Consider the following 14,390-nt stretch of genomic DNA (forward strand, 5'->3'; position numbering starts at 1 on the left):
CTTGCCCAAAAGCGCATCGGATTCGTCTTCTTCCATCGCTCCCAGCCGCAAATTTGACCGCGACATGCAGGTTCCGCCCGAGACCCAGGTCGTCATCGACTTCGACGACAACCGTGCCGCGTCGGCGCTGGTCGGCCCTTACGGCCAGCATCTGGCACAGATCGAACGGCGGCTCGGCGTCGTCGTCGATTCCAAGGGCAACCACATCACGATTGGCGGCTCGCGCGACGGCTGCGATGCCGCGCGCCGCGTGCTGGAGACGCTCTACGCCCAGGCCGTGAAAGGGCAGGATCTCGACCAAGGCGAGGTCGAGGGCGCGATCCGTGCCGTGATCGCGCAGGGCTCGCTGTTCGAGTTCGACGCCAAGTCGGCCAAATCCACCTTCGACAGCATCAATCTGCGCAAGCGCCCGGTGCGTGCGCGCACGGCGGCGCAGGATTCCTACATCCGCGCGCTGAAGCGCCACGAGCTGGTGTTCGGCATTGGCCCCGCCGGTACCGGCAAGACCTGGCTCGCGGTCGCGCATGCCGCGCAACTGTTCGAGCGCAAGGAGGTCGACAAGATCATCCTGTCCCGCCCGGCGGTAGAAGCCGGCGAGCGGCTCGGCTTTTTGCCCGGCGATCTCCGCGAGAAGGTCGATCCTTATCTTCGCCCGATCTACGACGCGCTCTATGACCTGATGGACGCGCGCATCGTCGAGCGCGCGCTGCAGACCGGCGAGATCGAGATCGCGCCGCTCGCCTTCATGCGCGGCCGCACGCTGACCAACGCGGCCATCATCCTGGACGAGGCGCAGAACACCACGTCGATGCAGATGAAGATGTTTTTGACCCGCCTTGGCGAGAACAGCCGCATGATCGTCACGGGCGATCCCTCGCAGATCGACTTGCCGAACGGCCAGACCTCGGGCCTCGCCGAGGCGACGCGCCTGCTGAGCGGCGTCGAAGGTATTGCGCAAGTTCATTTCAAGGCCGAAGACGTGATCCGCCACGAACTCGTGGCGCGGATCGTCTCCGCCTACGAAGGGGCGCCGCAGCGGCCGGCCGCCGGTAAATCCTGACGAGGCAGCAACCGGACCATATGGGCGCGGACACGACGCCCCTTCGTTCGGAACAAGGACAATGTCACACCCCAACCTTCCCATCACCGAGGTCCTCGTCGTCGCCGATTGCTGGCAGCGGGAGCCCGAATCCGAAGCCGTGATCCAGCGCGCCGTGGCGGCCGCCGCCGAGAATGTCGACGAAGACGTTGCGGAGGCGGAAGTGGCGGTAATGCTGACCGATGATGCCGGCATCCGTACGCTGAACAGCAACTGGCGCGGCATCGACAAGCCGACCAACGTGCTGTCGTTTCCCGCGCTACAGCCGGAAGGCGAATGGAAACCGGGCGATGCCCCGCGCATGCTCGGCGACATCGCGATCGCCTACGAGACCATGCGACGTGAGGCGGACGAGGAACAAAAGCCTTTCGATCATCATTTGAGCCATCTCGCCGTGCACGGTTTCCTGCATCTGGTCGGCTACGACCACGAAAACGAAGACGACGCCGAGGAAATGGAAGCGCTCGAACGAGAGATCCTGGCTCATCTCGGCATTCCCGACCCCTATGCCGACCGCCCAGGGACGCATTGAGATGCCGGATTCCGACCCGATTCAAGACAATCCGCGCACCACGGCCAATTTGCCCGTCGTGGTAACGCCCGGCGAGGTGATGCGCCCGACCGCGGAAGGCTGGCTGCTGCGTGCCATTCGCAGCCTGTTCGGCTGGAAGGCGGGTTCGGTACGCGACGACCTCCAGGTCGTGCTCGACGCCACGACGCCGGACGACACCGGCTTCTCGACGGTCGAGCGCACCATGCTGCGCAACATCCTCGGCCTGCACGAGCGCCGCATCGCCGACGTCATGGTGCATCGCGCCGACATCATCGCGGTGAAGCGCGACATCCCGCTCGGCGAGTTGATGGACCGCTTCGAGAGCGCCGGCCATTCGCGCCTTGTGGTCTACAACGAGACGCTCGACGATCCCGTCGGCATCGTCCATATCCGCGATCTGCTCGCCTTCATGACCGCGCGTGCGCGCGTGTCGGGGGTCACGAAAACCAAGCGCAAGAAGCCGCTGCCGGCCGGGCTCGATCTGCGCACGGTCGATCTCGCGCTGCCGCTCGAAGAAGCGCGCATCATCCGCAAGCTGCTCTACGTGCCGCCCTCGATGCGGGCGATCGACCTGCTCGCGCAGATGCAGGCCACCCGCATCCATCTGGCGCTGGTGGTCGACGAATATGGCGGCAGCGACGGGCTGGTCTCGCTCGAGGACATCGTCGAGCAGATCGTTGGCGAGATCGACGACGAGCATGACAGCGACGAGCCGCCCTCGATCGTGCGGCTGCCCGACAACGCCTTCATCGCCGACGCCCGCGCCAGCCTCGACGACGTCCGCACCGTGATCGGCGAGGACTTCGTCACCGGCGAGGCCGGCGAGGAAGTGGAGACGCTGGGCGGCTATCTCGTCAGCTTCGTCGGGCGCCTGCCGGTGCGCGGCGAGGTGATCTCGGGCCCGGGCCATTACGAGATCGAGGTGCTCGATGCCGATCCGCGCCGGGTCAAGCGACTGCGGATCTCGACGCGAAAGGAGCGTCCTGCACCGCGCACCCAGCGCGAGAGCCGGCGCCGCGAGGCTGCGCCGGACGGCAGCCAGCAGACAGCCAGCGACACGCCCACCCCGCCGCCAAGCGACGGGACCGGTCCGCAGTGAGCCCTTTCCAGCGATTTCGCCAGATCGCGCTTGCCATCATCCTGACCTGGGGATGGAAGCGCGCGCTCGTCGCGATGGCTGCCGGCGCGCTCTCGGTGCTGGCGCTGGCGCCCTTCAACGCCTTCCCGGTGCTGTTCATCACCTTGCCGGTGCTGGTCTGGCTGATCGACGGCGCCGGCGCCGGACGATATGGCGGCGTCCCCGCCGCGGCGCTGACCGGCTACTGGTTCGGCCTCGGCTATTTCGTGCCCGGCCTCTACTGGATCGGCTACGCCTTCTTCGTCGACGCCGATGTATTCGCCTGGCTGACGCCGTTCGCCGTGCTGGGCCTGCCGGCCTATCTGTCCATCTTCACGGCAATGGGCTTTGCGCTCGCCCGCCTGCTCTGGACCAAGAGCGCGACACGCGTGCTTGCGCTCGCGGCAAGCCTCACCATCACGGAATGGCTGCGCGGTCATGCGCTGACCGGCTTTCCCTGGAACGCGTTCGGTTATGCGCTGTCCGAGCCGCTGCCGCTGGCACAAACGGCGTCGCTGATCGGCCTGTGGGGCATGACGTTCCTGACGGTTGCGATCTTCGCGAGCCCCGCGGCGCTGATCGACCGCACGCCCGATCGCCGCCTGGCGTGGCGCGCACCGGCCGCGGCCCTGGCGCTCCTGCTTGTCATGGGTATCTTCGGCGCGATCCGCCTGTCGCTGCATCCGACCACGATGGTCGCCGGCACCAAATTGCGCCTGATGCAGCCGGATCTCCAGCAAGACGCGAAATTCAACTACGCCGCCAAGGCGGAGGTGATGAAGAAATATCTGGCCTTGTCGGACCGCGCCTCCGGACCGCAATCGACCGGCGTGCGCGATGCCACCATCCTGATCTGGCCGGAATCCGCCTTTCCGTTCTTCCTGACGCGCGAAGCCGATGCGATGGCGCAAATCGCGGAGCTTCTGCCCAAGGGCACGGTGCTGATCACGGGCTCGGTCCGCGCGCCCGACCTGCCGCGAGGCACGCCGATCACCCGCGCCTATAACTCGATCTACGTGATCGACCACGACGGCAGCGTGCTCTCTGTGTACGACAAGCTGCATTTGGTGCCGTTCGGCGAATTTCTTCCCTACCAGGGCCTGATGGAAAAGCTCGGGTTCGAGCAACTCACGCGTGTGCGCGGCGGCTTCATTCCCGGCACCGTGCGGCATGCGCTGCCGGTCCCCGGCGCGCCGTCCGCGCTGCCGCTGATCTGCTACGAAGCAATCTTTCCGGGCGAGTTGGCTGGACGCAATGAACGTCCGGGCTGGATCGTGAATCTCACCAATGACGGCTGGTTCGGAATCTCGACCGGCCCCTACCAACACCTCGAACAGGCGCGGATGCGCGCGATCGAGCTCGGATTGCCGCTGGTTCGCTCCGCCAATACCGGCGTTTCCGCAGTGATCGATCCGGTGGGGCGCATCGTCGCCAGTCTCGGTCTCGGGATCGAAGGCGTTTTGGACGCAAATCTGCCCGCCGCGATCCCGCCGACCATCTATGCGCGCGTGGGCGATGTACCCGCGGCCATGCTTGTCGCGCTCGCCGTGTTTCTGGCGGTCCGCCGACGTGTTGCCAAACGGCACCCCTGATCACGCAGCCGCGGCCGATAACTTTTGACAACCGTAGTCCCACGGTTGACAGACTGCACGCGGCCTCCTCATTCTGCACCGGCTGCAAAAGACAGTGGGCATTGCTAAATTTCTCCGCAATGTTTTCCAATAACAGGGTCTGATTTTGACGTTGCTTACACCTGAGGCATTCCTGATTGCGCCGAAGGTGATGTTTGGAGGGCTGAGGAAATGTCGAAAGCGCCCAACCCTGTTGACAAATATGTCGGCAGTCGCGTGCGGATGCGCCGCATCATGTTGGGCATGAGCCAGGAAAAGCTCGGTGAAGCTTTGGGCCTGACTTTCCAACAAGTTCAGAAATACGAGAAGGGCACAAACCGGGTCGGCGCGAGCCGCATCCAGCAAATTGCCGAAATTCTGCAGGTGCCGGTGTCGTTCCTGTTCGAGGGCGGTCCGAGCGGCGTGGCGGGGCCGGACGGCTTCGCAGAAGGCGCATCGCCCTCCTATGTTTCGGACTTTCTCGCGACTTCCGAAGGACTCGCCCTGACCAAGGCGTTCACCCGAATCAGCGATTCCAAGATGCGCCGCTCGATCGTCGATCTCGTCGAGCAGATCGCGGCCCGCGAAGGCCCCGACAAGCGCTGAGGCGCCGTCTCAATCCGATTTGAGACTGCGTCAAATCTGGCCTATGTCGTCATTTGTGGCCGCGCTTTGATGCGCGTCTTCCTCGATGATGCGATTCAAAGGCACAGATGCGCTCATGGTCAGCTCCAATTGGTTCGATTCTAAAACTATTCTCGATGGCATCCGCCGCTGGGTGGAGGTCGAGACGCCAACGGACGCACCTGAACAGGTCAACAAGCTGGTCTCAATGGTCGCGGAGCAATACCGCGATCTCCCTGTTGCGCTCGAGCGCATCGCCGGCGTCGACGGCTGCGGCGATCATCTCGTAGCGCGCTCGACCTGGGGCCAGGACCGGCCCGGCATCCTGGTGCTGAGCCACCTCGATACCGTTCATCCCATGGGATTCATCGAGCGCCTGCCGTTCAAGGTCGAAGGCGACAGCGCGTTCGGTCCCGGCATCTACGACATGAAGGGCGGCGCCTACATCGCCCATCACGCCTTTCGCGCGCTTTGTGCCACGGCCGATCGCCCGCCGCTCGGCATCACCCATCTGTTCACCTCCGACGAGGAGATCGGCAGCCCCACCTCTCGCGCACTCATCGAGACCGAAGGGCGCAAGGCGAAGTACGTGCTGGTGACGGAGCCGGCCCGCGATGGCGGCAAGATCGTCACCGGCCGCAAGGGCGTCGGGCGATTCGAAGTGTTCATCAAGGGGGTGCCCGCGCATGCCGGCACGCGGCCCCAGGATGGCCGCAGCGCGATCCGCGAGCTCGCCAACGTCATCCTGGCGCTGGAAGCGATGAACGATCTGGCGCGCGGCGTCACCGTCAATGTCGGCGTGGTGCGCGGCGGCACGCGGCCCAACGTGACACCGGAAGAAGCCCATGCCGAAATCGATCTGCGCGTGCTGAGCCTCAAGGACGCGGATGAATTCGTCGGCAAGATCCTCGCCCTGACATCGAAGACGGATGGCGTCACCGTCAGGGTCACCGGCGGGCTCAATCGTCCGCCCTACGAGAAGGGCAATGCAGGCGCCTCGCTGTACGAACATGCAAAGACCGTGGCCACGGAGATCGGCTTCGAGCTGGTCGACGTTCACACCGGCGGTGGCTCGGACGGCAATTTCACCGCCGCCCACACCGCGACGCTCGACGGGCTCGGCGTCGACGGCAAGGGCGCGCACACCCATTATGAGCAGCTCTATGTCTCGTCGCTCGAACCGCGCGCGCGGCTGCTCCATCGCCTGTACCAGACGCTACGATGAGTGAGCGCAAATCAGATCCCGATCGCGAGGACAGCGAGCGCGCTTTCTTCGGACGCCGCAAGGGCCACAAGCTCAGGCAGCACCAGGCCGAGCTGATCGATCATTTGCTGCCGCGTCTTGCGCTCGCCATCGACCGCGAAGCACCGGCGGATGCCCGCGAGATCTTCGGCCCCGCAGTCGACGATTTGCGGCTCGAGATCGGCTTCGGCGGCGGCGAGCATCTCGCGGCGGAAGCACAGCACTTCGCCACGACCGGCTTCATCGGCTGCGAGCCTTACGTCAACGGCATGGCGAAGATCCTCGCGCAGATCGAGGCTGCCGAGATCGGCAACATCCGCCTATTCGCGGGCGATGCCGCCGAGCTCCTGGCCTGGCTGCCGAAGGCTTCGCTCTCGCGGATCGACCTGATCCACCCCGATCCCTGGCCGAAACGGCGGCACTGGAAGCGGCGCTTCGTCCAGGACCGGACCATCGCCGCGATGGCGCGCGTGTTGAAAGCCGGCGGCGAATTTCGCTTCGTCTGCGACATCGACGATTACTGCGCCTGGACGCTGTCGCATCTGGCGCGCTCGCAGGACTTTGTCTGGCTCGCGGAGCGCGCCGATGATTTTCGCCTGCCGTGGGACGGATACACGATGACGCGCTACGGCCGAAAGGCAACGCGCGAAGGCCGCAAGGCCGCGTATCTGCGATTCAGGCGGGTCTAGATCGTCTGCCGGTTGCGCCAGAAATTCACGACGCGCTCGGCGGTCGTCGGCATCAGCCGCGTGAAGTTCGCGCGCGCCTGCTCAAGATCCGCGTCGGCTGGCGTGCGATTCGGGCCGTACCACATCAGGATCAGCGCCCGCACTGTCGGCCAGCCGAGATTCAGCACACGCCCCAGAACCAGAATTGGATCGTAGCGGTCACCCGTGATCAGGCGGTCGAGGACCGAGAGGCGGACGCCGGACATCGCCGAAAGCGAGGCGATCGCCTCCTCGTATTTGTGGGCCTTCGCGAAGCCAAGCAGTGCGCTCTCGCCAAGATGACCCTCGCGATGCAAGGCCAGGACGGTGCGCTGCGCCCCCGAGAAATCGCGGCGCGGACCCGGCGGCAGCGTGGCTTCCTCGATGGCCGTCATGGCCCGCTTGATCTCGACCTGGCGCGCGGGATTGACCACGCTCGAGAGACGGCGGCGGATGACGTCGAGCGTGCCGTCGAGAAGCTGTTTCAGGTTCTCACCCGAAAGATCGCTACGCTGGCCGATCCTGAGCGTCAGCACGCCATCCTGCGCGGCACGCTTGATCAGCTCGGAATAGCTGCCCGGCGAGAACACCGCGCCGGAATTGCCCGCGGCGCGGCGTACCACGTCGCGATCGCCGCGCTCGACCAGCACGTCGGTGATGACAGCCGACAGCGTGGGGCGCTCGCTCATCGCCAGCAGATGGCCCTGGCCCTTCAGTCGCGCGATCTCGACGAGAGCGGCGTCGTCGAGCACGGGCGAATGGCGCAGCACGGGGCCCGCCACCGCGATTTCGTTTTCGCGCGCGAGCTGGCTCACCAGGTGCCGCGGCGCGTTGTTCAGGCGCGAGAAGCGTTCGGCGAGATCGACGCGCGAGGCGAGCTCGGCATGCGGGACAAGATCGATCAGCAAATTGTCGAAGAGATCGATGACATCGGGACGAAGCTTCTCGGGGTCCTGAAAGAACAATTGGGAGATAGCGTGCGCGATCTCGCCGCGACGCCGCGGGTCGCCGCGTTTGACGATATCGTCCAGTCCGGGAATGAGCGACGTGGCAACGGTCATGAAAACGCAAACTCGTACGGGGCACGCCGCGGGTGCGCCCTTGGTCCAAGCCGCCCCACAATCAGGGAATTTAGGCCTCGGAGGTGAAGGAAGCGTTGCGCGGGGCCGCAGGCCGGGCGCAAAAAGCCCGGCCTGCCCTGCATGGGCCTTGTCCGGGAAGACGGAAAGGGCTATATCAGCGCCAATTCATCTTCTCATACGATCCGCGTAGTGAGAGTGGGCCCGAAAGGACCCGCTCTTTTTTATTACCTGAACGCGGCTTGGTGGAAGATACGCGGCCCGGCGATCTGTCGGGAGAGTTCCGAAGCGAGCTTTGAGATCTTAAACCAAGCCTTAACCATATCGAGCGCCTTGACCTCTGACATGACCGAACCGAACCCTGGTTCCACGGATGCCGAATTGCTGGCCGAGCCGAGACTCGTAGTCGAGCCGGGCGTCGCAGCACGGGTGTCCGCGGTCGCCGGGCCGGTGCTCGAAGGCATGGGCTACCGCCTGGTGCGGATCCGCATTTCCGGGGAATCCGGCTGCACCGTGCAGGTTATGGCCGAGCGGCCGGACGGCTCGATGCAGATCGAGGATTGCGAGGCGATCTCGCGGGCGCTGTCGCCCGTGCTCGACGTCGCCGATCCCGTCGATCGCGCCTACCGGCTGGAAATCTCCTCACCGGGGATCGACCGCCCGCTGGTGCGCCGCTCCGATTTCGAACGTTATGCCGGCCATCTGGTGAAGGTCGAGATGGCGGTCGCTCATGAGGGCCGGAAGCGGTTCCGCGGCACGATCGGCCCCGTCGAAGGCGACCGCGTGCATCTGCATCGCGACGACGTCAAGGCGGGCGAGGCTGCCGACGTTCTCCTGACGATGGAAGACATCGCCGAGGCGCGGCTGGTGCTGACCGACGAGCTGATCGCGGAATCCATGCGCCGCGGCAAGGCCCAGGCACGCGAAATGCGCCGCAATCTCGGCCTTGAGCCGCCGGCGGCGCCGCACGCCAGCATCAGCGAAAAAACGACCAAGAACACCAAGCCGGCTAAGAAGCCAGCGCCGGCCACTACGAAGAAGCCGGCTCCGACCAATACCAAGAAACATCGCCTGGCCGCCGAACGCGCGCGTCGGGGCGAGATCGATCCTGACGAAGGAGACTAGCCATGGCAGTCAGCGCCAATCGACTTGAATTGCTTCAGATCGCCGACGCCGTTGCGCGCGAGAAATCGATCGACCGCGGCATCGTCATCGCGGCGATGGAGGATGCCATCGCCAAGGCGGCGCGGGCCCGTTACGGCAGTGAGACCGACGTTCACGCCGAGATCGACCCGAAGAAGGGCGAGCTGCGGCTGTCGCGCCACATGCTGGTGGTCGATACGGTCGAAAACCATTCCAACCAAATCTCGCTGGTGGATGCGCAGCGCGCCAATCCCGGTGCCCAGGTCGGCGACACCATCGCCGACACCCTGCCGCCGCTTGAATATGGCCGCATCGCCGCGCAATCCGCCAAGCAGGTGATCGTGCAGAAGGTGCGCGAAGCCGAGCGCGACCGGCAATATATGGAATTCAAGGACCGCATCGGCGACATCGTCAACGGCGTCGTCAAGCGCGTCGAATATGGCAGCGTGATCGTCGATCTCGGGCGCGGCGAGGCCATCATCCGCCGCGACGAGATGCTGCCGCGCGAAGTGTTCCGCAACGGCGACCGCGTCCGCGCCTACATCTTCGATGTCCGCCGCGAGACCCGCGGGCCGCAGATCTTCCTCTCCCGCACCCATCCGCAGTTCATGGCAAAGCTGTTTGCGCAGGAAGTGCCCGAGATCTATGACGGCATCGTCGAGATCAAGGCGGTCGCCCGCGATCCCGGCTCGCGCGCAAAAATCGGCGTGATTTCCCGTGATTCCTCGGTCGATCCGGTCGGCGCCTGCGTCGGTATGCGCGGTTCGCGCGTGCAGGCGGTGGTGAACGAATTGCAGGGCGAGAAGATCGACATCATCCCCTGGTCGCCCGACATCGCGACCTTCGTGGTCAACGCGCTGGCGCCGGCCGAAGTCTCCAAGGTCGTCATCGACGAAGACCGCGAGCGCATCGAGGTCGTCGTGCCCGACACCAACAACCAGCTCTCGCTGGCGATCGGCCGCCGCGGCCAGAACGTGCGACTGGCCTCGCAGCTCACCGGCTGGGACATCGACATCCTGACCGAGCAGGAGGAATCGGAGCGCCGCCAGGCCGATTTCGAGAACTCCACCCGCGTCTTCATGGAATCGCTCAATGTCGACGAAGTGGTCGGCCAATTGCTGGCGTCCGAAGGCTTCACCTCCGTCGAGGAACTCGCGATGGTGGACGTCAAGGAACTCGCCGGCATCGAAGGTTTCGACGAGGAGACCGCGCAGGAACTCCAGAACCGCGCCCGTGAATATCTCGAACAACTGGAAGCCGAGCTCGAGGCCAGGCGCAAGGAGCTCGGCGTCGAGGACGCCGTGAAGGACGTGCCCGGCGTCACCTCGAAAATGCTGGTGAAGTTCGGCGAGAACGACATCAAGACGGTCGACGACCTCGCCGGCTGCGCCACGGACGATCTGGTCGGCTGGACCGAGCGCAAGGAAGGCGGCGAGCAGACCAAATATCCGGGCGCGCTCGACGGCCTCGAAATTTCCCGTGACGATGCTGAAGCGATGATCATGCAGGCCCGCGTCAAGGCCGGTTGGATCACCGAGGCCGATCTCGCCAAGCCCGCCGAAGAGGCCGAGGCGACCGAAGATCAGCCGGCTTAGGGCGAAGGAGGATGTCACCCGGATGCTCGCCGATACTGACCCCGAACTCGACCATGGACCGCGGACCGAAAGGTCCGCGACCGTGCGGATGTGTGCGGTCAGCCGCGAGGTCCGGTCGATCGACGAGCTGATCCGCTTCGTCGTCTCGCCCCAAGGGCACGTAGTTCCCGATCTCAAGCGCAAGCTGCCCGGACGCGGTATGTGGGTCACCGCCTCGCGCGAGGTGGTTGCGGAAGCCGTTCGGCGTCACCATTTTACCAAAGCCTTCAAGCGCGAGCTGCGCATCCCTCAGACGCTTCCCGCCGACCTCGAGGCGCTCCTGGTCCGGAGCGTGGTCGAAGCCCTTGGGATTGCCGCCAAAGCGCGCCAGATCGTGGCCGGTTTCGGCAAGGTCGAAAGCGCGCTTCGGGAAGGTACGGTCGAGGTCCTGATCCATGCCAGCGACGGGGCCGCGGACGGAATCCGCAAATTGGACATGCTGGCGCGTCAAAATGAGGGAAATCGCGGCGCCAAGCCGCCGATTCCCGTCGTCACCGCACTAAAATCGACAGAATTGGATTTGGCACTTACCCGGTCAAATGTGATACATGCTGCCCTGCTCGCGGGCCCGGCGAGCAAGTCATTCCTGTCACGTAGCCAGATGCTGGTCCGATACCGGATGGCGGACGCTGACAGGACTGCCGAAAAGCCCGGCCAGGATTTCTGAGAGACAACGACCACCCGATAGCACGGTGCGGCAACGCACAAGACAACAAGATCAGGATTAGGACTGCTTAATGGTTGATACCAAGACCCCTGGCGACAAGAAGCTGAGCGTTCCGAGCAAGACGCTATCGCTCAAGCCGCGCGTCGAAACGGGCACCGTGCGCCAGAGCTTCAGTCATGGCCGTAGCAAGCAGGTCGTGGTCGAGAAGCGTGGCAAGCGCCGTGTCGACGGCAGCCCCGAGCCGCAGGTGGCCGAGGTGGCGAAGCCCGCGCCGGCCGCCGCCGCGCCCAAGCCTGCTCCGGCCCGCCCCGCGCCGCCGCGCAACGCCGGCTCCGGCGTGGTGCTGCGTACGCTGACCGAGGACGAACGTTCCGCCCGCGCCAGCGCGCTGGCCGATGCCAAGGTGCGCGAAGTCGAAGAGCGCCGCCATGCCGAGGAAGAGGCCCAGCGCCGCGCGGTCCGCGAAAGCGCCGAGCGTGCCGATCGCGAGGCCGCCGAAGCCCGCCGGAAGGCCGAGGAGGAGCGTCACCGCCACGAAGAGGAAGCCAAGCGGAAGGCCGAAACCGAGGCCAAGAAGCGTTTTGGCGAAGGCGAGCAACCGCAATCTGCGGCGCGCCCTGCAACCGCGACCTCGGCCGCTCCTGCAGCGCGGCCCGGAGCGCCGATGGCGCGCCCCGGAACAACCACCACGGCACGCCCGGGAACAACAACCGCGCGGCCCGGAACGACCACGCAGCGGCCGGGAGGCCCGGTGGGCCGCGCCCCCGCGGTCGCAGCCGGACCGGACGAGGACGAGGGTCCGCGCCAGATCCGTCGCGGCCCCGGCGGCGCTGCGCGGCCTGTGGTCGCTCCCAAGCCCACCCACAAGCCCGGCCCGCAGAAGGAGCGCGGCCGCCTGACGGTCGTCACCGCCTTCAATGCCGACGACGTCCGCGAGCGCTCGATCGCCTCGTTCCGCCGCCGCACCCAGCGCCTGAAGGGCCATGCCGCGAACGAGCCGAAAGAAAAGCTCATCCGCGAGGTGGTCATCCCGGAAGCGATCACCATCCAGGAGCTCGCCAACCGCATGTCGGAGCGCGCGGTGGAGATCATCCGCATGCTGATGAAGCAGGGCGCGATCCACAAGATCACCGACGTGATCGATGCCGACACCGCGCAGCTGATCGCCGAGGAGCTTGGTCACACCGTCAAGCGCGTTGCCGCGTCCGACGTTGAAGAAGGCCTGTTCGACGCCATCGATGATTCTACCGACACCGAGCCGCGCTCGCCGGTGGTGACCGTGATGGGTCACGTCGACCACGGCAAGACCTCGCTGCTCGACGCGCTCCGCCATGCCAACGTGGTCTCCGGCGAAGCCGGCGGCATCACCCAGCATATCGGCGCCTATCAGGTGCTGTCGCCCGAAAGCGGCAAGAAGATCACCTTCATCGACACGCCCGGCCACGCCGCGTTCACCGCGATGCGCGCCCGCGGCGCCAAGGTGACCGACATCGTCGTGCTGGTGGTTGCGGCCGACGACGGCGTGATGCCGCAGACGATCGAAGCCATCAACCACGCCAAGGCGGCGCGGGTGCCTATCATTGTTGCCATCAACAAGATCGACAAACCCGACGCCAAGCCCGAGCGCGTGCGCACCGAGCTGCTCCAGCACGAGGTGCAGGTGGAATCCTTCGGCGGCGAAGTCGTCGACGTCGAAGTCTCGGCCAAGAACAAGACCAATCTCGACAAGCTGCTCGAGATGATCGCGCTCCAGGCCGACATCCTCGACCTCAAGACCAATTCGGATCGTCCGGCCGAAGGCACCGTGATCGAAGCCAAGCTCGATCGTGGCCGCGGCCCGGTCGCGACCGTGCTGGTCCAGCGCGGCACGCTCCGTGTCGGCGACATCATCGTCGCCGGCGCCGAAATGGGCCGCGTCCGCGCGCTGATCTCGGATCAGGGCGAGACGGTGCAGGAGGCAGGTCCCTCGGTGCCGGTCGAGGTGCTCGGCTTCAACGGTCCGCCGGAAGCCGGCGATCGTCTCGCCGTGGTCGAGAACGAAGCCCGCGCCCGCCAGGTCACCAGCTACCGCGCGCACCAGAAGCGCGAGAACGCAGCTGCCTCGATCTCCGGCATGCGCGGCTCGCTCGAGCAGATGATGTCGCAGTTGAAGACGGCGGGCCGCAAGGAATTCCCGCTGATCATCAAGGCCGACGTGCAGGGCTCGCTGGAAGCGATCCTCGGTTCGCTGGAGAAGCTCGGCACCGACGAAGTCGCCGCGCGTATCCTGCATGCGGGTGTCGGCGGCATCTCGGAATCGGACGTGACGCTCGCGGAAGGCTTCAACGCCGCGATCATCGGCTTCTCGGTTCGTGCGAACAAGGAGGCCGCTGCGGCCGCCAAGCGCAACGGCATCGAGATCCGTTACTACAACATCATTTACGACCTCGTGGACGACGTGAAGAAGGCCATGAGCGGCCTGCTCGCGCCGACCCTGCGCGAAACCATGCTCGGCAATGCCGCGATCCTGGAGATCTTCAACATCTCCAAGGTCGGCAAGGTCGCCGGCTGCCGCGTCACCGACGGCACCGTGGAACGTGGCGCCAACGTGCGTCTGATCCGCGACAACGTCGTCGTGCACGAAGGCAAGCTGTCGACGCTGAAGCGCTTCAAGGACGAAGTGAAGGAAGTCCAGTCCGGTCAGGAATGCGGCATGGCCTTCGAGAACTATCACGACATGCGCGCCGGTGACGTCATCGAGTGTTACCGCGTGGAGACGATCCAGCGCTCCCTGTAAGTCCAAATCTTACCGAAGCGCCTGGATCTTTTTTGAACTGAATTGCGGGAGTGCGATGGCCGGATTTTTTCCGGCCATCCACCCTCTTCGTTTCAACAAGACAAATGACAGTGCCAGTGCCCCAAACGCGGGCATGAC

At 65.3% G+C, this 14,390-nt stretch carries 12 protein-coding genes; 11 read left to right on the forward strand and 1 reads right to left on the reverse strand.

Annotated features, from left to right (window positions below):
• Nucleotide 1: 1 nt before the first annotated feature.
• The 7 genes from AC0L21_RS14210 (at nucleotide 2) to AC0L21_RS14240 (ending at nucleotide 6,935) form a co-directional block, all read left to right on the forward strand.
• Nucleotides 2-1,060 carry a PhoH family protein gene (locus tag AC0L21_RS14210; RefSeq protein ID WP_219678884.1) on the forward strand — a complete coding sequence of 353 codons (1,059 nt, stop codon included), beginning with the start codon at nucleotides 2-4 and terminating at the stop codon, nucleotides 1,058-1,060.
• A gap of 61 nt (nucleotides 1,061-1,121) precedes the next feature.
• Nucleotides 1,122-1,631 (forward strand): rRNA maturation RNase YbeY, encoded by a 510-nt coding sequence (gene ybeY, locus AC0L21_RS14215; protein WP_007598322.1) that lies wholly within the window; start codon nucleotides 1,122-1,124, stop codon nucleotides 1,629-1,631.
• Between the two features lies 1 nt (nucleotide 1,632).
• Complete coding sequence (locus AC0L21_RS14220) at nucleotides 1,633-2,751, forward strand: hemolysin family protein (protein ID WP_473262446.1); 1,119 nt, start codon at nucleotides 1,633-1,635, stop codon at nucleotides 2,749-2,751.
• Nucleotides 2,748-4,361, forward strand: coding sequence for an apolipoprotein N-acyltransferase (lnt, locus tag AC0L21_RS14225; protein WP_473262448.1), 1,614 nt, complete (start codon nucleotides 2,748-2,750; stop codon nucleotides 4,359-4,361). Before AC0L21_RS14220 ends, lnt begins: the two co-directional genes overlap by 4 nt.
• 210 nt (nucleotides 4,362-4,571) lie before the next feature.
• Nucleotides 4,572-4,985 carry a helix-turn-helix domain-containing protein gene (locus tag AC0L21_RS14230; RefSeq protein ID WP_473262450.1) on the forward strand — a complete coding sequence of 138 codons (414 nt, stop codon included), beginning with the start codon at nucleotides 4,572-4,574 and terminating at the stop codon, nucleotides 4,983-4,985.
• Nucleotides 4,986-5,070: 85 nt separating this feature from the next.
• Nucleotides 5,071-6,228 carry a M20 family metallopeptidase gene (locus AC0L21_RS14235; RefSeq protein WP_473262454.1) on the forward strand — a complete coding sequence of 386 codons (1,158 nt, stop codon included), beginning with the start codon at nucleotides 5,071-5,073 and terminating at the stop codon, nucleotides 6,226-6,228.
• Complete coding sequence (locus AC0L21_RS14240; protein WP_473262457.1) at nucleotides 6,225-6,935, forward strand: tRNA (guanine(46)-N(7))-methyltransferase TrmB; 711 nt, start codon at nucleotides 6,225-6,227, stop codon at nucleotides 6,933-6,935. The genes AC0L21_RS14235 and AC0L21_RS14240 overlap by 4 nt, the downstream gene beginning before the upstream one ends.
• Here the strand turns inward: AC0L21_RS14240 and AC0L21_RS14245 are convergent.
• Nucleotides 6,932-8,014 (reverse strand): DUF2336 domain-containing protein, encoded by a 1,083-nt coding sequence (locus AC0L21_RS14245; protein ID WP_473262459.1) that lies wholly within the window; start codon nucleotides 8,012-8,014, stop codon nucleotides 6,932-6,934. The genes AC0L21_RS14240 and AC0L21_RS14245 overlap by 4 nt on opposite strands.
• A 363-nt stretch (nucleotides 8,015-8,377) precedes the next feature.
• On the opposite strand from AC0L21_RS14245, the gene rimP reads away from it, so the two are divergent.
• The 4 genes from rimP (at nucleotide 8,378) to infB (ending at nucleotide 14,252) form a co-directional block, all read left to right on the forward strand.
• Nucleotides 8,378-9,157 (forward strand): ribosome maturation factor RimP, encoded by a 780-nt coding sequence (gene rimP / locus AC0L21_RS14250; protein WP_473262535.1) that lies wholly within the window; start codon nucleotides 8,378-8,380, stop codon nucleotides 9,155-9,157.
• Nucleotides 9,158-9,159: 2 nt separating this feature from the next.
• Complete coding sequence (nusA, locus tag AC0L21_RS14255) at nucleotides 9,160-10,770, forward strand: transcription termination factor NusA (protein WP_473262461.1); 1,611 nt, start codon at nucleotides 9,160-9,162, stop codon at nucleotides 10,768-10,770.
• 22 nt (nucleotides 10,771-10,792) lie between these two features.
• Nucleotides 10,793-11,476 (forward strand): RNA-binding protein, encoded by a 684-nt coding sequence (locus AC0L21_RS14260; RefSeq protein WP_473262463.1) that lies wholly within the window; start codon nucleotides 10,793-10,795, stop codon nucleotides 11,474-11,476.
• A 70-nt stretch (nucleotides 11,477-11,546) separates the two neighbouring features.
• Nucleotides 11,547-14,252, forward strand: coding sequence for a translation initiation factor IF-2 (infB, locus tag AC0L21_RS14265; protein ID WP_219678861.1), 2,706 nt, complete (start codon nucleotides 11,547-11,549; stop codon nucleotides 14,250-14,252).
• Nucleotides 14,253-14,390: the final 138 nt, after the last annotated feature.

The sequence above is a fragment of the Bradyrhizobium sp. WSM4873 genome, from assembly GCF_055811355.1.